Origin of the sequence: Sphingopyxis sp. J-6, from assembly GCF_046603995.1 — a bacterium.
Taxonomy (GTDB): Bacteria; Pseudomonadota; Alphaproteobacteria; order Sphingomonadales; family Sphingomonadaceae; genus Sphingopyxis.
Genome location: NZ_CP145810.1, coordinates 2,274,738 through 2,295,444, shown reverse-complemented (window position 1 = coordinate 2,295,444; position 20,707 = coordinate 2,274,738). Strand labels below are relative to the sequence as shown.

Below are 20,707 nucleotides of genomic sequence, written 5' to 3'. Positions count from 1 at the left end.
CCATGCCCCGCCGCGCCGCCCGTGCTGCCTTGCCACTGCCCGATCTTGTCGTCCTTGTGTTGCAGGGCGGGGGCGCGCTCGGCGCGTTTCAGGCCGGGGTGTACGAGGCGCTGATCGACCTTGGTATCGAGCTCGACTGGGTCGCGGGGATTTCGATCGGCGCGGTCAACGCCGCGATCATCGCCGGCAATGAGCGCGATCAGGCGGTCGGCAGGATGCGCGAGTTCTGGGAGGGTGTATCGTCGGCGCTGCCGGAGTTGCCAGCCGTCGACAATGACCTGTTTCGCGAATGGACGCACTGGGCGGCGGCGGGACAGGTCGCGGCGTTCGGCGTCCCCGGTTTCTTCACGCCGCGCTGGCCGCCACCGGCGTTTGCCGAGCGGCAGACCCCCGCTGCGGTCAGCTTTTACGATACGGCACCGCTGATCGAAACGCTGGGCCGGCTGGTCGATTGGGACCGGGTCAACAACGGCAAGGTGCGGCTGTCGGTCGGCGCGGTCGAGGTGGAGACGGGGAATTTTCGTTACTTCGATACGAAATCCGATGCTCTCGATGCTCGCCATATCCTCGCGTCGGGCGCGTTGCCGCCCGGGCTGCCGCCGGTCGAGATCGACGGCAAATGGTACTGGGACGGCGGGCTGGTATCCAACACCCCGCTCGAACATGTCGTCGAGGCGGCGAGGGACGATATGCTCGTCTTTCAAGTCGATCTGTTTCCCGCGCGCGGCGAGCGTCCGCACGATATGGAAGAAGCCTGGTCGCGCGAGAAGGATATCCGTTTTTCCAGCCGTACGCGCCGGATTTCGGACGGCCTCGTGCGGCGGCGCAAGGAGCATGCACTGATCGACCGGATGCTCGACAGGCTGCCGCCCGAGTTCGCCGATCTTGCCGAAGTGAAGGCGGTGCAGCGGATGATCGACAGCAAGGCGCTCAACGTCGTTCAACTCATCCACCAGCCGCCCGCCTGGCAGACCGGCGCGCGCGATTTCGAATTTTCGCGCACGACGATGGAGGTCAACTGGGCGCTCGGCCGCGCGGCGGTCGAGGCCGCGATGAAGGACGGCCATCTGCTGGCCGAAAGCATCGCCGAAGGGCGCTCCGACAGTTTCGCCGTCCAGTCGGGCGACCTCCGTCCCAAGGCCGGCTCCTGATCTCCCCCCACCGAAAGGATTACGCCATGCATCTCAAAGGCAAGACCGCCCTCGTCACCGGCTCGACCTCGGGCATCGGGCTCGGCATCGCCAAGGCGCTCGCCGCCGACGGCGCGAATATCATCATCAACGGCTTCGGCGACGCGGCCGCGATCGAGGCCGAACGCGCGGCGCTCGAGGTGCTGAACGGCGGCAAGGCCGCTTATGACGGCGCCGACCTCACCAAGCCCGAAGAAATCGAGGCCATGTTCGCGCGCGCCGACAAGGATCTGGGCGGCGTCGATATTCTCGTCAACAACGCCGGGATGCAGTTCGTCTCGCCGGTCGAGGATTTCCCGGTCGAGAAATGGGACATGATCATCGCGCTCAACCTGACCGCGTCCTTCCATACGATCCGTCATGCCGTGCCGGGGATGCGCAAGAAGAAATGGGGGCGGATCATCGCCACCGCGTCGGCGCACTCGCTCGTCGCCTCGCCGTTCAAATCGGCCTATGTCACTGCGAAGCACGGGCTGGCGGGGCTGACCAAGACCGTCGCGCTCGAAGTCGCCGAGGCAGGCATCACGGTGAACTGCATCAGCCCCGGTTATGTCTGGACGCCGCTGGTCGAAAACCAGATTCCCGACACGATGAAGGCGCGCAAGATGACGCGCGAGCAGGTGATCAACGATGTGCTGCTCGCCGGCCAGCCGACCAAGCAGTTCGTGACCGTCGAACAGGTCGCGGCACTCGCATCCTTCCTGACCCGCGACGAGGCGGCAAATATCACCGGCGCGAACCTCAGCGTCGATGGCGGCTGGACCGCGGCATAGGGATCTGCGGCAAAGCTATAGATTTGTTGCAGCCTTGAGCATTCCTGTTCGTCCTCCTATGGTTAAGACGAACCGGACCGGGAGAGACGGACCATGCGGGGTCGCGCCACATCGATATCCACCCTTGCGCTCGGGCTATGCCTTGGCGCCTGTCAGACGGTGCCGTCGCAGCCGCCCTCGGCGGCCGACGCCCCCGTGCAGCCGTCCGATGCCGGCACATGGCGTGCGACCGCGACCGAACAGGACAAGGGACGCGTCCGCGGCTGGTATTCGAGCTGGGAAGCCGCGCTCGCCGACGCACGCGCCAAGGGATTTGGCGGGGCTGTCCAACGCGAGGGCGTCCTGCTGCAGCCGACCGCCGCGCTGCCCAACCCGCACCTGCCGGCGGGCGAGTACAGGTGCCGCACGATCAAGCTCGGGACGCAGGGGCGCGGCGGGCTCGGTTACATCGCCTATGACTGGTTCCGCTGCCGCGTCGCGGCCGAGCAGGGGCTTTACAGCCTCGTCAAGCTCACCGGATCGCAGCGCCCGGTGGGGCTGATCTTCCCCGACAATCTGAACCGCCAGATATTCCTCGGGACGCTCGAACTCGGCGACGAGAGTCTCCCGGTCAACTACGGCAGCGACCGGATGCGCGACATGGCGGGGCTGGTCGAACGGATCGGCGACAACCGCTGGCGGCTCGTGCTGCCGGCGCCGGCCTATGAATCCTTGCTCGACGTGATCGAACTGGTCCCGGCGGGCTGACGCAAAGCAGGGGAATAAGGATGCGGATTTTGTGGACCGGCGCGGCGGCGCTGGCTTTGGCCATGCCTGCGGCGGCGCAGACGCTGCGCGGCGACGTGGAAAAGCAGATGCCGTCGCTGATGACGATCTACAAGGATCTGCACGCCAATCCGGAACTCAGCTTCATGGAGGTGCGCTCGGCGGGCATCCTCGCCGCCGAGGCGCGCAAGCTGGGTTTCGAGGTGACGGAAAAGGTCGGCGGAACGGGCGTCGTCGCCGTGATGAAAAACGGCCCCGGACCCGTTGTAATGGTCCGCGCAGATATGGACGGGCTGCCGGTGACCGAGCAGACCGGGCTTGCCGGCGCGTCGAAAGTGCGCGTCACGACAAAGGAGGGTGTCGAGACGGGCGTGATGCACGCGTGCGGGCATGACACGCATATGACCGCGTGGATCGGCGTCGCGCGGCTGATGGCGGCGAACAAGGCGAACTGGTCGGGCACGCTGGTGATGATCGGCCAGCCTGCCGAGGAACGCGGCGCGGGGGCGCGGATGATGCTCGCCGACGGCCTTTACACGCGCTTTCCGAAGCCGCAATATGCGCTCGCCTTTCACGACGCGGCGCAGTTTCCGGCGGGCAAGATCGGCTACACGCCGGGCTATGCGCTCGCCAATGTCGACAGCGTCGATATATTGGTGAAGGGTCTTGGCGGTCATGGCGCCTATCCGCAGACGACGAAGGACCCGATCGTGCTGGCAAGCCGGATCGTCGGCGCGCTCCAGACGCTTGTCTCGCGCGAGATCAGCCCGCTCGACAGCGCGGTGGTGACGGTCGGCAGTTTTCACGCGGGTGCCAAGCACAACATCATTTCGGACGAGGCGCGGTTGCAACTGACGGTGCGCAGCTACACCGACGAAGTGCGCGAGCATCTGCTGGACGGGATCGCCCGCATCGCCAAGGGCGAGGCGATCGCGGCGGGCATTCCCGACGATCGCATGCCCGTCGTGTCGGTGCAAAAGGACGAATATACGCCCGCGACGTACAACACCCCCGAATTTGCCGAAGAGATGGCTGCCTATCTGAAGACGGGTTTCGGCGAGGAGCGCGTCGTGAAAATGCCGCCGGTCATGGGCGGCGAGGATTTCAGCCGCTTTTCGCGCGATGAACACAAGGATGTGAAGGGCCTGATCGTCTGGGTCGGGGGTGTGCCGCAGGCCGAGTATGACGCGGCGAAAAAGGAAGGCCGCACCCTGCCGAGCCTGCACTCGCCCTTCTGGGCGCCCGATGCGCCCGCGGTGATATCGACCGCAACCGAAGCGCTGACCTCGATGGCGATGAAGCTGATGGCGAAGAAATAGCCGGGCGGAAACGCAGAACCCGGTTCGGGCCGCCGACGTTGCAGGCATTTGCGGATGCGGGCGGGCTCGTCCAATCCCGCCGCTCTCTCAATGCTCTGGCTCCGCTGCCGTTTCCCAAATAAATTGGGATGGACCTGTTCGTGAGGCTGTGGTGAGCAAAAGACATGTCTGCCGATGAACCCGCTTCCGGTGTTTCTGCATTCCTCACCGACCGGGAAATGGAAGTTCTGCGCCTGTTGGTCGCGGGGCATACGGTAAAGACCATCGCAGCGCGGCTAGGCCGCTCGGAAACGTCGATCAACGAGCGTTTGCGCTCTGCCCGCCGTAAGACGGGAGTGGGCAGCAGCCGCGAATTGGCGCGCCTTCTCGACCTCCAGAAAACTTGTGACAAAAAAATCGATCTTTCGAGACCGCGTTCCACCGTGAAGGACGTGGCGCACACCGCAACCATGGGGGTTCGCGGTTCGAAAGGAATGATCGTCATGCTCTTCGCAATACCCATGGCTGCCGCTGGATTGATGGTTGCAGCCGCGCCCTCCGCCGATCACGCCGGAACGTCGAACGCCGTTTACAGCGCCGCATCCAGTCAGTTGCCGCTGGTCGGAAACTGGTCGCTCGACGCATCGCTCATGCCGGAGAAAGAACGGCCGCAACGGGTGACGATGACGTTCCGCGCATCGCAAGATGGCAAATGGACAACGCGCGTCGAAATCATCGCGCCGGACGGCTCCATCAGGCATTCGGAATCGACGGCCGCCCTTGATGGCGTCCCCGTACCGATCACCGGCAACATGGATTTCATCGACAGCGTTGCCTTGCGCCAACCGGCGCCGGACACATTGGTCATGACATTGGGAAAGGACGGCACGCGGGTATCGACGCGAGTCTATACCGTTGCCAAGGATCTGAAATCCATGACCGAAACGATTGTCTGGTCGAGCGACAATCGGCAAAAACTGGAAACGACGCATTTCAACCGGATCGGTTGATCGCGGTCTGGCGCCCACGGCCGGGCATTGTGCGATGATCACGCATCTATTGTCGACCAGGCCGCCTGGCCGGGGACGTCGATGAATGTGCGGCGGTTGCAGCGGCGTAGCGGCGGTTCATTCTCTGGTCTTCAGGGTTTCGAGCCATCGCAAAACCTCCGTTTGCAACCGCACGCGGGCATCCGACCAGCTATGGTCCGTTGCGACGTGCAGCGTCCTCAGCTTTGTTCCGCCACTGTCGCGGATACTTGCGGCCAGCGCATCGGTTCCCGGGGCGAGGCCATCGTCGGAGGAGAGAATGAAGAGGCTGGTGTTCGTGAGCGCGGGCGCGGCTTTCAGGAAGTCGAAGGCGTCGCCCTTTGCGATCAGTTCGTCGGCCATGATCTCGGGCGAGGTGCCGGCGAGTGCCTCCTGACCATTGGCCTTCATGCCGGCGGCAAGCTGCTCGCGCGGCATCTGGCCGAAGGCGCCGAGATTCGCGGCCGAAATCATCGCGGCGCCGAGCAGCTTCCTGTCCTTGGCTGCGGTCAACGCGGTGACCCAACCGCCCATGCTGTGCCCCATGATGACGAGACGTTCGGGGTCGATGCGCAGCTTTGCCGCATTGGCTGGGTCGCGCGCGAAAGCGAGGACGGCGTCGGCATCCTCGAGATTCTGTCCGAAGCGATATTGACCGGGGCTGCCCCATGAGCCGCGATAGTTGAAGGTGATCACCGTCCAGCCCGCGCGGCGTATCGCCTGCGCCAGATCGAGGCTTTTTTCATTGCCGGGCAGGCCGTGGCAAAGGATCACCGCCGGGTGCGGGCCGGCGCCCGCCGGAATGTAGACGACGCCGTTGATTTCGACGCCGCCGCTCGGGATGTGGACGACCTCCATTGCTGCGGGATGCGCCTTGTCGGCGGGCGGATCGCTGTAGATGGCGGCGGGCAGGCCAGGCGCCTGCGCCAGCGATGGCAGGGGCAGCGCGAGCAGCGCGGCCGCGATCGATATGCTGATTGGCTTCATCGTCAGTCCCCCTTGAAAGCGGCGAAGCTGCCGCCGCGCCCGGCGCCTTCGGTAAAGCGTCTGGCGCCCGCCGCCGCGCCTTCGCGCAAGGGCGCGACTCCGGCGTGGGCTTCGTGCGCGAGCGCGCCGTCGATATCGAAATCCCACTGGCGATAGGCGCTCAACCGGTCGCTGTTCATGCAGAGCTGCGGAAAAGCGGCGATCTGTTTGGCAAGTTCGACCGCCGTGGACAGTGCTTCGCCGTCGGCGACCAGCCGGTCGGCGAGGCCGATGCGCTGCGCCTCGTCGGCGGCAACCGGCCGGCCGGTCAGGATCATGTCGAGCGCGCGGCCCTGCCCGACGATACGCGGCAGGCGAACGGTGCCGCCGTCGATCAGCGGAACGCCCCAACGCCGGCAATAGACGCCGAAGACCGCGCTCGCCGCGGCGACGCGAAGATCGCACCACAGCGCGAGTTCGAGCCCGCCGGCGACGGCGTGCCCCTCGACCGCGGCGATGACGGGCTTTTCGAGCAGCATCCGTGTCGGGCCCATCGGACCAGGGCCTTCGGGATCGTAACGCGACGTGCCGACGGCGCCGAGGTCGAACCCTGCGCAGAAATGGCCGCCGCTGCCGGTCAGGATCGCGAGGCGCGCCGTTTCGTCATCGGCAAAGGCGGCGAAGGCTTCGCGAAGCGCGCTAGCGGTATCCGGATCGACGGCATTGCGCTTTTGGGGGCGATCGATCGTGACGATCAGGACCGGACCGTCGCGGTCGATAAGGACGGACATGGCGATATATTCCTTGTAGCGAGTCCGGCGCGAAGGTGCCGCGCGTGCCGGGGACTTGCAAGCGCCGCATCGACTTCCTACATAACAATTGTGCGGGCCGGGCCCCTCTGGCGTCGGCGGGAGTTTTCCCGCCACGTGATGTCGGACCGCATCGGGTGACACCGATGCTCTGCGGCCCTCCTCCCCCCTGAACCGGGGTCCTTGCATCGGCGTCACCTGCTTGATTTTCAATCAGGAGGCCCTTTTCGTGACATATAATCCCAACCTCTACCGCTTGACCGTCCTGCATCGCCAGCTCGACGATGCCGAGCGCAGCGAGTCGCGCCGGCGCGGTGCCGACCCGTTCCGCCTGCTCCGGCTCAAGACGCTCAAGCTTGCGGTGAAGCGCCGCCTCGCGGCGTTGTCTCCGCGGCCCGCGCTCGCCTTTTAAGCCGATATAGCCGCTGTCCGGACGCGCTGCCTGAAAAGGCGGCGCGATCGGCGCGTTCCAGGGATCGTCATCATGGATTTTCTTTTCGCCGACTGGCTGGGTACCCCGGCCTGGTTCTGGCTCGCCTTCATCACGCTCGTGGTCGCGCTGACCGCCTTTGACCTTGGCATATTGAACAAGGAAAACAAGGAAATGTGCATCAAGGAGAGCTTGAAGCTCTCCACCCTCTATATCGGCATCGCGCTGGCATTCGGCGGCTGGATCTGGGCCGCGAAGGGCGGCGAGGCGGGCCTCCAATATTTCACCGGCTTCTTCATCGAGAAGGCGCTGTCGATCGACAATATCTTTGTCATCTCGCTGATCTTCGCGACCTTCGCCATCCCGCCGCGCTATCAGTATCGCGCGCTCCTCTGGGGCATCGTCGCGGTGATCGTGCTGCGCGGGATCATGATCGCGGGCGGCGCCGCGCTGGTGACCGAATATGGCTGGCTGCTCTATGTCTTTGCCGCCTTCCTCGTCTTCACCGGCGTGAAGATGCTGTTCGCGGGCGAAAAGCCGATGGACGTTGCGGGCAATCCCGTCGTCAAATGGCTGTCACGCCACATCCCGATCACGAACGAATTGCATGGCGAGAAATTCTTCGTGCGGGTGCCCGATACGAAGACGGGCAAGCTGGTTCTCGCGGCGACGCCGCTCTTCCTCGCGCTCGTGGTGATCAACCTCGCCGACCTCGTGTTCGCGGTCGACAGCGTGCCGGCGATCTTCGCGATCACCACCGACACCTTCATCGTCTACACCTCGAACATCATGGCGATTCTTGGCCTGCGCGCGCTTTATTTTGCGCTCGCGGCGATGGTGCACCGCTTCCACTATCTCAAATATGCGCTCGCGCTGGTGCTCGTCTTTATCGGATCGAAGATATTCGTCGCCGACTTCGTGCTGGGCGGCGACAAATTCCCGCCGCTGGTCAGCCTTGGCGTCACCGTGGCGCTGATCGCGGGCGGGGTGATCTGGTCGCTGGTCAAGACGCGCGAAGAAGGGAAGGCGGCGCTGCCGATGTAGCGGCCGCGTCCGAAAAGAGGGGCGGGCGTTCGCGTGTCCGCCCCTCAGATCGCGAGAACCAGCGTATCCTCTTCGTGCGGCGGCACCGCCTCATAGGTCGGGAGCGGGTCGAAACCCTCTTCCTGTACCTCGGTCGCGGCAAGACCGTCGAGCTTGAAATAGCCGAGGCGCCAGTCGTCGGCTGAACGCCAGTTCTTGCTGAGGTTGAGGGCGCTGACGAACAGGTCGCCCCGCCGCTCGAACATCAGGTGCGGGGCAAGCAGCATCTGGTTGCCATTATATTGGGCGGTGACCTTTCGCCGCCGCGCGATGGCTTCCATCATCTTGAGGCGGGTATCGCTCATGCGCAGGCCGCCGCCGGGATAAATTCGTTGTGCATTGCAACATAATTTCACAAGCCCCGCGTTCTGACAAGGGCCAAACCGACAAGTTTCTTTACGAATTCGTCTGCGGCGCACCAAAAAATGTCCGCCGGAGGCCCGGAGGCTTCCGACGGACAGGCTTTCCTCCCCAGGAAAGCTCGGGAGGCGCGGGGCCATAACGCCCCGCGCCAATTCGGGATCAGGCGGCGAACTGGTTCATCGTATTGTCCTTGCCCGCAGCCTTGAGGGCTGCTTCGCCGGCGAAATATTCCTTGTGGTCGTCGCCGATGTCGCTGCCCGACATATTCTGGTGCTTCACGCAGGCGATGCCCTGGCGGATTTCGGCGCGCTGGACGCCCTTGACGTAGCCGAGCATCGCTTCGTCGCCGAAATATTGCTTGGCGAGATTGTCGGTGCTGAGCGCCGCGGTGTGATAGGTCGGCAGCGTGATCAGGTGGTGGAAGATACCTGCCCGCTTCGCCGCGTCGCGCTGGAAGGTGCGGATGCGATTGTCGGCCTCTTCGCCCAGCGGCGTCGCGTCATAATCGGCGCTCATCAGCTTGGCGCGGTCATAGGCGCTGACGTCCTTGCCCTCGGCGCTCCACGCGTCGAACACCTGCTGGCGGAAGTTAAGCGTCCAGTTGAAGCTCGGCGAGTTGTTGTAGGCGAGCTTCGCATTGGGGACGACTTCGCGGATACGGTCGACCATGCCGGCAATCTGTTCGATATGCGGCTTTTCGGTTTCGATCCACAGCAGGTCGGCCCCATTTTGCAGGCTGGCGATGCAATCCATCACGCAGCGGTCCTCGCCGGTTCCCGAACGGAACTGATAGAGGTTCGACGGAAGACGCTTCGGGCGCACCAGCTTGCCGTCGCGGTTGATCAGCACGTCGCCGGGGTTGCCCGCGCCTTCGACCTCTTCGCAATCGAGGAAGCTGTTATACTGGTCGCCAAGGTCGCCGGCTTCTTTCGAGAAGGCGATCTGCTTGGTCAGGCCCGCGCCGAGGCTGTCGGTGCGCGTCACGATGATGCCATCCTCGACGCCGAGTTCCATGAAGGCGTAGCGGCAGGCGCGGATTTTCGCGATGAAGTCCTCGTGCGGCACGGTGACCTTGCCGTCCTGGTGGCCGCACTGCTTTTCGTCCGAGACCTGATTTTCGATCTGGAGCGCGCAGGCGCCGGCTTCGATCATCTTCTTGGCGAGCAGATAGGTCGCCTCGGCGTTGCCGAAGCCCGCGTCGATATCGGCGATGATCGGCACGACGTGCGTTTCATGATTGTCGATCGCGGCCTGGACCTGCTTGGCCTTGAGCTCGTCGCCCTCGGCGCGCGCGGCGTCGAGGTCGCGGAACAGCATGCCGAGTTCGCGGGCGTCGGCCTGGCGCAGGAAGGTGTAGATTTCCTCGATCAGCGCCGGGACGCTGGTCTTTTCGTGCATCGACTGGTCGGGCAGCGGACCGAATTCGCTGCGCAGCGCGGCGATCATCCAGCCCGAGAGATAGATGTAGCGGCCCTTGACGGTGCCGAAATGCTTCTTGATCGAGATCATCTTCTGCTGCGCGATGAAGCCGTGCCAGCAGCCGAGCGACTGGGTGTAGTTCGCGGGATCGGCGTCATAGGCGGCCATGTCGGCGCGCATGATCCGCGCGGTATAGCGCGCGATGTCGATGCCGGTGCGGAACTTGTTCTGGGCGCGCATGCGGGCGACGCTTTCGCCGCTTATGCCATCCCACGTGCCGTCGTAATCGCGGATGAGGCGGCCAGCCTGCGCCATGTCTTCCTGATAACCCATCGTCTTGATCCTTGTGCGGAGGTGATGGGTGGAAGGTGGCGAAAGTGCCGCACAAAGTGAAAAGCTTTGTCAATAATATTTGTGAAATATGGCATTTAGGTGTAAAAATGCGTGTAAATTAGTAAAGAAAGTTACAAATATGGCGGAGCGGCGAGTGTTTGCGGGGCCGGCGGTGCGCAAGGTGCGCCGCGAGGCGGGGATGACGCAGGCGGCGATGGCCGAGGCGCTCGCCATTTCGCCGAGCTACCTCAACCTGATCGAGCATGGCCAGCGGCCGCTTTCCGCCACGGTGATCGTCAAACTCGCCGAACGCTTCGGTTTCGATGCCGCAAAGCTCGGCGCCGAGGACCTGCCTGGGGGCATCGCCGGACTACGGCGGCGGCTTGCCGATCCGCGCTTCGCCGATCTCGGTATCGGGGCGCAGGAGGTCGAGGAATGGCTGCAAAGCACCCCCGCGACCGCCGCGGCCTTTGCGCGGCTGTTCGATGCCGCACCCGAGGGCCGCGCCGAAGCGCAAGGCGATGCGCCCGAAGTTGCCGCGGTGCGCCGCGCGATCGAGAAATGGCGCAACCATTTCCCCGATCTCGACGCGCGCGCCGAGGAACTGGCGGACGAACTGCGCCTCGCGGGCGGCGACCTGTACGGGACGATTTCGGAGCGTTTGCGCACGCGCCATCAGCTCGGCATCCGTATCCTGCCGAGCGACGTGATGCCCGACCGCCTCCGCTGGCTCGACTGGCACGCGCGGCAGTTGATGCTGAACGAACTGCTGCGTCCGGCTTCGCGCACCTTCCAGGCCGCGGCGACGCTCGCCCAGATCGAGGCGAAGGACGAGATCGATGCGCTCGTCGCCGGCGCCGAATTTGCCGAAAACGCGGCGGCGCGGTTGTTCGAGCGCCACCTGATCCAATATTTCGCCGCGGCGCTGATGATGCCCTACGGCCGGTTCCTCCGCGCATGCGACGCGACCGGTTACGACCTGCTGCTGCTCCAGCGGCGTTTCGGCGCGGGTTTCGAGCAGGTGGCCCACCGGCTGACCACGCTCCAGCGCGTCGGCGCCCGCGGGCTGCCCTTCTTCATGTTGCGCATCGATCGCGCCGGGCAGGGGAGCAAGCGCTATGCCGGGGCCAGCCAGTCGCCGCTGGTCGATGGCGACGCGCGGTGTCCGCTGTGGGGCGTACACGACGCGTTCGCGCGACCGGGGGAGGTCGTCGCCGACCTTGTCGAGCTGGAGGACGGGTCGCGCTGGTTCACCCAGTCGCGCTCGGTCGCGGCGCCCGGCGCGACCGGCAGCGGCACGCCCGCGCGCTTTGCGGTGTGTGTCGGCGTCGACGCGAAGGTCGCCGCGCCGCTGATCGCTGCGCGCGGGATCGACCTGATGCGGTCGCCTGCCACGCCGATCGGTCTTGGTTGCCGCCGCTGCACGCGCAACGGCTGCGTCCAGCGTTCGATGCCGCCGCTCGGCCGGCCGCTGCGCTTCCGCGAAGGCGAGCGCGGGGTCAGCGCGTTCGATTTCGCCGCGGACTAGCGATGCCGCGCAGGGCGCTGGAATAGCGGGCAATTTGGACGAACCTTGTCGCACACCCTAGCGAAGCGGATTGAAAGCTGGCACGATAGGCCGACAGACGATGCATGAGGTCCGACATTGAACATGATCAGCGCCGAAGGCTTTCGAACCCTGTTGGAAGGCGTGCCCGACGGCTTTTTTGTCCATGACGAAACCGGGCGCCTGCTCGATCTCAGCGAGCGTTGCTGCACCGACCTCGGCTACACCCGCGACGAACTGCTGGGCATGTCGATCCTCGATATTTCGGGCGGCGAGGCGAAGGAAGCCAATCTGGCGACCTGGCAGGCGGCGCGCGCCGGGCTGTCGATGAGCTATCGCGACGTCGCGGTCCACAAGGACGGATCGCGCTTTCCGGTCGAGGTCCGGCTGACCTGTCAGGTCGTCGACGGCCGCAAGCTGTTCCTCGGTGTCGCGCTGGACGTGGCCGAGGCCGAGAGCACCGACGATCGCACCGCCGACCTGCGTGCGGCGCACGAGCGGCTGGCGATCGCGGCGGCGGTCGGCGGGCTGGGCATCTGGGACTATGATATCGCCCGCGACGCGATGCAGTGCGACCCGCAATGGTATCATATCATGGGCCGCGACCCCGCGCGCCCGATCCGGTCGATTGCCGAATTCCGCGGCTTCATCCATCCCGACGACGCCGACCGCGCGACCGAAGTCCATCAGGCGGCGAGCAGGATCGCCGACAACGCAGACAATTACGGCATCGTCTTCCGCATCGTCCGGCCCGACGGGGAGATACGCTGGATCCGTTCGACCGCTTCGGTCGTCGCGGACGACGATGGCTTGCCAGTGCGGGCGGTCGGCTTCGTCGTCGACGTCACCGACGTGCAGCATGCGACGGCGCGGCTCGAACAGCAGACGCGCGAAGATCCGCTGACCGGCCTCGCAAACCGGCGGCGGCTCGACGAAGAACTGGCGAAGGCCTGTTTTCACGCGACGCGAACCGGCGAGCCGCTGACGCTCGCGATGATCGATGTCGATCATTTCAAACTGTACAACGATGCCGAGGGACATGTGCGCGGCGACGAGGCGCTGAAGGCGGTGGCCGAAATATTGCAGTCGGTGGCGCGGCGCCCCTATGATCTCGCGGTGCGCTATGGCGGCGACGAATATCTGTTGATGCTGCCCGGCGTCGACGAGCCCGAACCGATCCTCGACCATATCATCGCGGAACTCGCGAAACGGCAGATCGCCCACCGGGGGTCGCCGGTCGGCCCGATGCTGACGATCAGTTGCGGGAGCGTCGTTGCGCCCGAACTCGCCGATGTCGGCCCTGTCGAGCTACTCAAACAGTGCGACCGGGCACTCTACCAGGCCAAGGCCGAAGGCCGGAATCGCGTTCATGTGGTGCGGCTCGACGAGCGAAGGGCGACGACCGCGTAGCGGCGGGAAGCGACCGGTGTAAGGCTTAGCCGGTTTCGGTCGATTGTGGACATTCGACCTTTTGGCCAAAGAGCCACTGGCAACTATCGCAGCAAGGCAAGCCCGACATGTTCAAACCGAACAAAGAAGCAGTGCTAGAGGCTCTTCAAGAGCTGAGCGACAAGGACTTCCAAGACTATTACTGGATGGGACGTGATCAGAGCGTCATGTGCGTGCCGGAAGAGCTATGCCATTCGATGCTCTTCGGCAGTAACCTGTCGCTAAATGTCAAAGCTAGACGACCGGTGTTCGGGCCTTGGGACGCACGGATCATGGCTCTGGGAGAGAGGTTTTGTGATCTTGTCGATAAAACGTCGGGGGATGTCGAGGCGATTTTAGCATCCTCTGAAATGGGCCAAATCCGCGCCGAAGCGCAATCGATTCTGGATGGTATGAAGGCATAGAGGCTCCCCATTTCGGGCAATCGCCTTGAATCGGACGGAAATGCAGCAACCGACCCATTGCAGAACTTTTGAAGGGCACAAGGTCGTGGGAAAAATGATTTTCGCGGAATTGGCTGGTCATGAAAACTATGCGGATACGCATGCAGACTTGGTGAAAACTCTGAAGGGCTGTTTCTCCAGCGTGGAAGCAGGACTCCAGGGAGATTCATGGATTTGGATCATGGATGGCGCTGACAAGGTGGCGATCGATACCTTCACGTCGATGACACATCAGGTGAAATCCTGCACCGCCGGCCCACATGTTCAGCAAGTCATCGACGCCCTTCGGGTCAAATACAACGTGCGGGTATTCGATGAACCCTTAGAGGCATGGGACTAACTACCCCCGATTTGATCCTCCCGGCAAAACCTGTTTGTCCGCTCCCCACCCCAAAGCCGACAGCTCCGTTCCCCCGACTACGAGTGCCACCTATTCGCGTTGCGCCGGCTGAGGCGGCGGCGTCGGCGCGGGCGGCGGTGTTTCGGCCGGGCGGTTTCCGCCCAGCGGCAGTTTCAGGTCGATCCGCGTGCCGCCGATTTCGGTCGAGACCACTGCATTGCCGTCCTGTACGCCGACGCGTGTCGTCTCGCCGACCGGAATGGCACCGATGTCGGGTATGTCGAGCGGTTCGACCGGGCCGGCGGGGTTTTTCGCCGCAGGAGCGGAACGCTGCTTCGCGCCGCTGGCGTCGGTCATGAAGCTGCGCCAGATGCGCGCGGGCACGCCGCCGCCCGATACGCCCTTCAGCGGCGAATTATCGTCGTTGCCGACCCACACGCCGACGACAAGGCCGTTCGCATAGCCGACGAACAGCGCGTCGCGATTGTCCTGGCTGGTTCCCGTCTTGCCGAAATTGGCCTGCGGCAGTCGCGCCGCGCGGCCGGTGCCGCGATTGACCGCAGCGCGGAGCATCTGTTCTATATCGTCATGCACGCCCGAGCGGAAACTGTCGGGGCCGGAGAAAAAGCGCTCGAACCAGCCCGGCTCCTCGGCCTTGAACGCATGCGGGGCGACGGGGTAGGCGTTCGCTGCCACCCCGGCATAGGCCGCGGTGAGTTCGAGCAAGGTCATGCTCGACGTGCCGAGCGCAAGGCTGGGATCGCCGCTGGCGAGCGGCGCGGTGACGCCAAGGTCGCGCGCCATGTCGATCACCTTGTCGTCGCCGACCTCGCGCAACAGGCGGACCGCGGCGACGTTGCTCGACGAGGCAAAGGCATCCTCGAGCGTGATCGTCTTCGAATAGGCGTCGCCGGCATTTTTCGGACGGTAGGAGCCGGTTTCGATCGGGCCGTTGGCGATCGTATCGCCGGGTTCCCAGCCGGCGCGGAGCGCGGCGAGATAGACGAACAGCTTGAAGGTCGATCCCGGCTGGCGCCGCGCCTGCGTCACCCGGTTGAACGGGGAGTCGGCGTAATCGCGTCCGCCCACCATCGCGACGACCTCGCCATTCGGGCGCATCGCGACGAGCGCGACCTGCGCCTTGCCGAGGCTGGCGCCGTTGATCGCGCGGCGGGCGGCCGCCTGCAGCCGCGAATCGAGCGTGGTGCGGATCGTCTGGCGCGCATAGCCGACGTCGCTGAGCTTGCGTGCCTCGGGCAGGGCCCAGTCGGCGAAATAGGTCCCCGTCGGTAGCGCGCCCTTCGTGCGGACGTCGAGGCGCGGCGGACGGATCGCCTTTGCCTCGCCGGCGGTCAGATAGCCGGTGTCGACCATCGCATCGACGACGAGGAGCATGCGCTTTTTGGCGAGATCGGGGTTGCGCGTCGGCGCGAGGCGCGACGGAGCCTGCACCAGCCCCGCGAGCATCGCCGCTTGCGCCGGGGTGAGTTTTTCGGGCTGACGGTGGAAATAATGCATCGACGCGGCGCGCAGGCCATAGGTGTTGTCGCCGAAATAGGCGTTGGAAAGATAGCGTTCGAGAATCTCGTCCTTGCTCAGCCAGGCTTCGAGCCAGAAGGCGATCAGAGCTTCGCGCGCCTTGCGTCCCAGCGTGCGTTTCGGGGTCAGGAAGGTGAATTTGGCGAGTTGCTGGGTGATCGTGCTGCCGCCCTGCGTGCGGCCGCCGGTGACGTTGCTCCACACCGCGCGCGCGATGCTGCGCGGATCGACCCCCCAATGGGTGTAGAAGCGCCGGTCCTCGATCGCGAGGAAAGCGCCCGTGACATGTTTCGGCAGCGCGGCGGCCTTGACCGGCGTGTCGACAACCGCGCCCATGCGCGCGATCGGCGTGCCGTCGGAGGCGAGCAGGGTGATCTGCGGCGGCGCGATCGGTTCGAGCGATTTCGACAGCGGCGCGGTGATCGCGAGCCAGCCGACGAGCAGGATGAAGAGGATCGAAAAGATCGCAAAGCCGCGCGAGATGCGGCGCAGCCACTTGCGGCGCGGTGACAGCGGCGCCGCGGGCGCAGGCTGCGCGGCATCCGCAAAGGGCGGGAGACCCGCCGGAACGGGCTCGGGCTGGGGGGTGGCGGGGCGGCGAAAAAACAGCATCTACCGCCCCGTATTACAGGGCCAACACAGCATAAGCAAATATCTTGAACATGCGGGTCCTCCCTGCCGTGGTGCGGCAGGGAGGATCGGCGGCCGTCCTTACGCCTTGAGTCCCGCCGTCCACCGTTCGATCACCGATTCGAGCACCTCGATCGGCATCGCGCCCGCCGACAGCGCGGTATCGTGGAAGCCGCGGAGGTCGAATTTGTCGCCGAGCGCCGCCTTCGCCGCTTCGCGGATGCGGACCCAACTCGTCTGGCCGACCATGTAGCTCGTCGCCTGGCCCGGCCAGACGCAATAGCGTTCGATCTCGGTGACGTTCGATCCCTCGGGGGTGCCGAGCGCCTCGTTATAATATTGGATCGCCTTCTCGCGGCTCCAGCGATAATGGTGGAGCCCGGTGTCGACGACGAGGCGCGCGGCCCGGAACATATAGCTTTGCAGATAGCCGAGGCGGCCCCACGGATCGCTGGCATAGACGCCCATCTCGTCGGCGAGCTGTTCGGCATAAAGCCCCCAGCCTTCGGTATAGACCGAGTAAGCGGGGAGGCGGCGGAGGCTCGGGATGCCTTCGGCTTCCTGTGCGAGCGCGATCTGGTGGTGATGGCCGGGCGTCGCTTCGTGATAGGTCAGCGTCGGCAGCGTCCACGACGGATTTTCGGCGGTATCGCGCAGGTTGATATAATAAGCACCGGGGCGCGAGCCGTCGAGCGCGGGGATCTGGTAATAGCCGCCCGGTGCGCCTGCCTCGATCTCCGGCGGCACGCGGCGGATATCGCATTTGGCTTTCGGCAGGCGGCCGAAGGCTTCGGGCAGGCGGCGCTGCATTTCCTGGATCTGCTCGTTGAGCTTGGCGATCAGGTCGGCCTTGCCGGCGTCGGTGTTCGGATAGATGAAGCGCGGATCCTTGCCGAGCGCGCGCATCCGTTCGGCGACGCTGCCCTTGCTCATCCCCTGTTCCTTGAAGATCGCGTCGGCGCGCGCCGACAACTCGGCCATGCGGTCGAGCCCCAGCTTGTGCACCTCCTCGGCCGACATGCCCGTGGTCGTCGCATAGCGCAGCGCATAGGCATAATATTCGTCGCCCTTGGGCAGGCGCCAGACCCCGGCGTCGTGCGTCGCGCGCGGGCGAACCGCGCGCAGTTCGCCGGCCTGCCGCTGCATCGCCGGATAGATTTTGTCCTTGATGATCGCGGCGCAGCGGCTGGCCCATTCGCCGGGGATTTCGGCCGTCTTCGCCTTGATATTCTTCGTTAGCACATTGGCGTCGGGGGCGGGCGCCATGATGCTCTCGAACAGGTTCAGCGTGCGGTCGATCACGAAATCGGGCGGAATGATGCCCGCGGCATGGTCGTCCTTGATCCGCCCCGTCTCATTGTCGAGCTGCGCCGCGAAATCGATGCAGCGCGCCAGATAGGCCTCGGCATCGGCGGCGTTCGCGATGCTGTGCTGGTTGACGAGGAAGTCGGGGATCGAGCGATAGGTGCCGCTGAGCTGGGTCACCGGATGCGGTTCGGGCCAGCTATGAAGACCGTAGGAGAAGCTGTCGTAAGCCTTGACATAATCTTCCCACGGGCCGCGGAAGGTGTCGTAGTTGACGAGGTCCATCCCCGACAGCTTCGACGCGTCGATCGCCTGCAGTTCCTTGAGGCCAAGGCGGTAGAGATCCTGCCCGCGCTTGATCCCGGCGGGCGAGCGGTCGGCGAGCTTCGATTTCGCCGCAGCACGCTCGCCCTTGTCGAGCCCGAGCGCGGTCGCGAATTCGGGGTCCTGGTCGACGAGCATATTATAGATGCGCTCGTAGAGCGCGGTGAGCTTTGCGCCCTCGCCGTCGGGCGCCGCGAGCGCCGCCTGCGCGGGCGAGCGCATGGCCGCGAGCAGCGAGGAGGCCGCCGCGGCGGCCAGCAGGGTACGACGTTCGAGCATGTTGGATCTCCCGGAATCGAGCTTGGCGGGGCCCTCGGCCCGCGCCTCATAGGTGTACTGTTATAGCAAGACGCCGCTGGCGCAAGCGCTTGATGTCGCGGCGCTCTATTCGCGCGCCTTCGCCGCGGCGCGCACCTCTTGTGACCGTTCGAGCGGGATGACCAGGATGTCGTCGCCGTCGACGATCACCGCGATATCGTTCATGCCGAGGATCGACACGCGCTTGTCGCCGGCGCGGACCAGATTGCCGCGGCTTTCGTGCAGAAAGGCGTCGCCGGTGACGGCATTGTCGGCGCCGTCCTTTTCGGCGAGCGCGTGGATCGTGTGCCAGTTGCCAAGATCGGACCAGCCCATCGCCGCAGGGACGACGGCGACGCGATCGTCCTTTTCCATCACGGCATAGTCGATCGAGTCGGACGGCGCCCTGGCGAATTCGATGGCGTCGGCATAGACGGCGTCGCCATCGCGCATCCCCGCCGCGAGCGCCTTGTCCGCCGCTTCGAAGATCGGGCGGCAATGGGTCAGCATCGCGTCGCGCATCCGGCCGGCGCGGAACAGGAAAATGCCGGCGTTCCAGCTATATCCGCCCGCCGCCAGCATCGCCTCGGCATCGGCGAGCGGTGGCTTTTCGACGAACCGGTCGACTGCGAAGCCATCTTCGCCAAGCGCTGCTCCGGCGGCGATATAGCCGAAGCCGGTTTCGGGGCGATCGGGCGTGATGCCGAAGGTGACGAGCCAGTCCCGTTGTGCGAGCCGCACACCCTTGCCGATGGCGGCGTGAAACGCCGCGACGTCGGTAATCACATGGTCGCTCGGCATCACGAGCAGCAGCGTATCGGCATCGGCCTGCGCGACGGCGAGCGCGATGGCGGCGGCGGTGTTGCGCGGCATCGGTTCGACGAGCAGCATCTCCTCGCGATCGTCCATCTGTTCGCGGACCATCGCGACATGGCCGTCACCGCACAGCACGATAGGCGGCAGGAAATCGGGGCCGGCGGGGGTGCGCTCGACGGTCTGGCGGAACAGGCTGCGCTGGCCGTGCAGCAGCAGGAATTGCTTTGCACGCGTGCCACGCGATTCGGGCCACAGGCGGGTGCCCGCGCCACCGCAGAGGATGACGGGCTGGATCATGAGGGTCATGCCGCAAGCCTATCGCGCCGCGCGGCGATGGTCACGCCATATCGGCAGGATACGGCGAATAGCGTCTCGTGCGCTCAATCTGCATCATCTTTGTCAGAGACGAACCTTCGCCGCCAACTCGCGCCGTGCGGCGGCATATTGCGCTTCGAGTTCGGCGACAAATTCGGCCACCGGGCGGACAGCGCTGACCGGGCCGATACCCTGGCCCGAACCCCAGATATCCTTCCACGCCTTGACCTTGGTGTTGCCGCCCGAACCGAAGTTCATCGTCTTCAAATCGCCTTCGGGAAGATTTTCGGGGTCCATGCCCGCGGCGACGATCGACTGGCGGAGATAATTGCCGTGCACCCCGGTGAAGAGGTTCGAATAGACGATGTCGGCGGCGCGCCCCTCGACGATGCCGTTCTTGTATCCGTCCTCGGCATTCGCCTCGGCCGTCGCGATGAAGGCGCTGCCGATATAGGCGAGGTCGGCGCCGCACGCCTGCGCGGCGAGGATCGAGCGGCCATGGCCGATCGCGCCCGACAGCGCGACCGGGCCGTCGAACCATTCGCGGATTTCCTGCACGAGCGCGAACGGCGACTGGCGGCCGGCATGTCCGCCGGCGCCCGCCGCGACCGGAATCAGCCCGTCGGCGCCCTTTTCGACCGCCTTGCGCGCGAAGCGGTCGTCGATGACGTCATGCAGCGTGATGCCGCCCCAGTTGTGGACGGCCTGATTGAGCTCCTCGCGCGCGCCGAGCGAGGTGATGGTGATCGGCACCTTCCACTTTTCGCAGGTCGCGATGTCCTGTTCGAGGCGGTCGTTCGACTTGTGGACGATCTGGTTGACCGCGAAGGGCGCCGACAGGCGATCGGGATTGTCGCGGTCCCACGCCGCCAGTTCCTCGGTGATCCGGTGCAGCCACTCGTCGAGCAACGTCTGCGGGCGCGCGTTAAGCGCCGGAAAGCTGCCGACGATTCCCGCCTTGCACTGCGCAATCACCAGATCGGGGCCCGAAACGATAAACAAGGGCGAACCGATGACGGGCAGGCGCAGACGGTCGAAAATCGGGGGAAGGGCCATGAATCACTCTCCGGTTGCCAATTGCAACTGACCTTAACGTAAACGGAAAGCTGCGCAAGGGGGGAGCCGGAGTGAATTGTGCGGGCGGAAGAAATGGGGGGTTCGGCCGGAAGCGGCCCTGTCCTTCTTCGTCACCCCGGGCTTGACCCCGGGCCTGCCTTGTCTTTCGAGCGTGCCAAGAGAGGCGGGT

General features: G+C 65.0%; 19 protein-coding genes. 11 read left to right on the top strand and 8 right to left on the bottom strand.

Annotated elements, in window-relative coordinates; all coding sequences use genetic code 11:
• The first annotated feature begins 2 nt into the window (after positions 1-2).
• The 5 genes from V6U71_RS11080 to V6U71_RS11060 all read left to right on the top strand — a co-directional run bounded on the left by V6U71_RS11080 (position 3) and on the right by V6U71_RS11060 (position 5,036).
• Entirely contained in the window at positions 3-1,151 is a 1,149-nt protein-coding gene (locus V6U71_RS11080) for a patatin-like phospholipase family protein (protein WP_411342277.1), read from the top strand.
• Positions 1,152-1,177: 26 nt separating this feature from the next.
• Positions 1,178-1,963: a 3-hydroxybutyrate dehydrogenase gene (locus V6U71_RS11075; protein ID WP_411342276.1), complete on the top strand. Its 786-nt coding sequence runs from the start codon at positions 1,178-1,180 to the stop codon at positions 1,961-1,963.
• 159 nt (positions 1,964-2,122) lie between these two features.
• Complete coding sequence (locus tag V6U71_RS11070; protein WP_411342275.1) at positions 2,123-2,710, top strand: DUF4893 domain-containing protein; 588 nt, start codon at positions 2,123-2,125, stop codon at positions 2,708-2,710.
• Between the two features lie 20 nt (positions 2,711-2,730).
• Entirely contained in the window at positions 2,731-4,047 is a 1,317-nt protein-coding gene (locus tag V6U71_RS11065; protein WP_411342274.1) for an amidohydrolase, read from the top strand.
• A gap of 164 nt (positions 4,048-4,211) precedes the next feature.
• A complete protein-coding gene (locus V6U71_RS11060; RefSeq protein WP_411342273.1) occupies positions 4,212-5,036 on the top strand; it encodes a helix-turn-helix domain-containing protein in 825 nt (274 codons plus the stop codon).
• 117 nt (positions 5,037-5,153) lie between these two features.
• On the opposite strand, the gene V6U71_RS11055 is transcribed toward V6U71_RS11060, so the two are convergent.
• On the bottom strand, positions 5,154-6,041 hold the full coding sequence (locus tag V6U71_RS11055; protein ID WP_411342272.1) for an alpha/beta hydrolase family protein: 888 nt from the start codon (positions 6,039-6,041) through the stop codon (positions 5,154-5,156).
• 2 nt (positions 6,042-6,043) lie between these two features.
• Complete coding sequence (locus tag V6U71_RS11050; protein ID WP_411342271.1) at positions 6,044-6,811, bottom strand: crotonase/enoyl-CoA hydratase family protein; 768 nt, start codon at positions 6,809-6,811, stop codon at positions 6,044-6,046.
• A gap of 247 nt (positions 6,812-7,058) precedes the next feature.
• Between V6U71_RS11050 and V6U71_RS11045 the strand changes: the two genes are divergently transcribed.
• Positions 7,059-7,241, top strand: coding sequence for a hypothetical protein (locus V6U71_RS11045; protein ID WP_411342270.1), 183 nt, complete (start codon positions 7,059-7,061; stop codon positions 7,239-7,241).
• Between the two features lie 72 nt (positions 7,242-7,313).
• Positions 7,314-8,303 (top strand): TerC family protein, encoded by a 990-nt coding sequence (locus V6U71_RS11040; RefSeq protein WP_411342269.1) that lies wholly within the window; start codon positions 7,314-7,316, stop codon positions 8,301-8,303.
• Between the two features lie 44 nt (positions 8,304-8,347).
• Here V6U71_RS11040 and V6U71_RS11035 read toward each other — a convergent pair whose 3' ends face one another.
• Entirely contained in the window at positions 8,348-8,647 is a 300-nt protein-coding gene (locus V6U71_RS11035; protein ID WP_054588000.1) for a hypothetical protein, read from the bottom strand.
• A 217-nt stretch (positions 8,648-8,864) separates the two neighbouring features.
• Positions 8,865-10,457 carry an isocitrate lyase gene (locus V6U71_RS11030; protein WP_411342268.1) on the bottom strand — a complete coding sequence of 531 codons (1,593 nt, stop codon included), beginning with the start codon at positions 10,455-10,457 and terminating at the stop codon, positions 8,865-8,867.
• Positions 10,458-10,596: 139 nt separating this feature from the next.
• Here V6U71_RS11030 and V6U71_RS11025 point away from each other — a divergent pair, with 139 nt between their 5' ends.
• From V6U71_RS11025 to V6U71_RS11010, 4 genes are all read left to right on the top strand, one after another.
• Complete coding sequence (locus V6U71_RS11025; RefSeq protein ID WP_411342267.1) at positions 10,597-11,985, top strand: helix-turn-helix domain-containing protein; 1,389 nt, start codon at positions 10,597-10,599, stop codon at positions 11,983-11,985.
• 123 nt (positions 11,986-12,108) lie between these two features.
• Positions 12,109-13,413, top strand: coding sequence for a sensor domain-containing diguanylate cyclase (locus V6U71_RS11020; RefSeq protein ID WP_411342266.1), 1,305 nt, complete (start codon positions 12,109-12,111; stop codon positions 13,411-13,413).
• Positions 13,414-13,520: 107 nt separating this feature from the next.
• A complete protein-coding gene (locus tag V6U71_RS11015; protein ID WP_411342265.1) occupies positions 13,521-13,856 on the top strand; it encodes a hypothetical protein in 336 nt (111 codons plus the stop codon).
• A gap of 40 nt (positions 13,857-13,896) precedes the next feature.
• Positions 13,897-14,235 carry a hypothetical protein gene (locus tag V6U71_RS11010; protein WP_411342264.1) on the top strand — a complete coding sequence of 113 codons (339 nt, stop codon included), beginning with the start codon at positions 13,897-13,899 and terminating at the stop codon, positions 14,233-14,235.
• Between the two features lie 90 nt (positions 14,236-14,325).
• Here V6U71_RS11010 and V6U71_RS11005 read toward each other — a convergent pair whose 3' ends face one another.
• From V6U71_RS11005 to V6U71_RS10990, 4 genes are all read right to left on the bottom strand, one after another.
• Positions 14,326-16,386: a transglycosylase domain-containing protein gene (locus V6U71_RS11005; RefSeq protein ID WP_411342263.1), complete on the bottom strand. Its 2,061-nt coding sequence runs from the start codon at positions 16,384-16,386 to the stop codon at positions 14,326-14,328.
• 99 nt (positions 16,387-16,485) lie between these two features.
• The gene (locus tag V6U71_RS11000) at positions 16,486-18,312 is read right to left on the bottom strand and encodes a DUF885 domain-containing protein (RefSeq protein WP_411342262.1); all 1,827 of its coding nucleotides are present in this window, start codon (positions 18,310-18,312) and stop codon (positions 16,486-16,488) included.
• Between the two features lie 105 nt (positions 18,313-18,417).
• Positions 18,418-19,452: a mannose-1-phosphate guanylyltransferase gene (locus V6U71_RS10995; RefSeq protein WP_411342261.1), complete on the bottom strand. Its 1,035-nt coding sequence runs from the start codon at positions 19,450-19,452 to the stop codon at positions 18,418-18,420.
• 93 nt (positions 19,453-19,545) lie between these two features.
• On the bottom strand, positions 19,546-20,517 hold the full coding sequence (locus tag V6U71_RS10990; protein WP_411342260.1) for an NAD(P)H-dependent flavin oxidoreductase: 972 nt from the start codon (positions 20,515-20,517) through the stop codon (positions 19,546-19,548).
• Positions 20,518-20,707 lie beyond the last annotated feature (190 nt).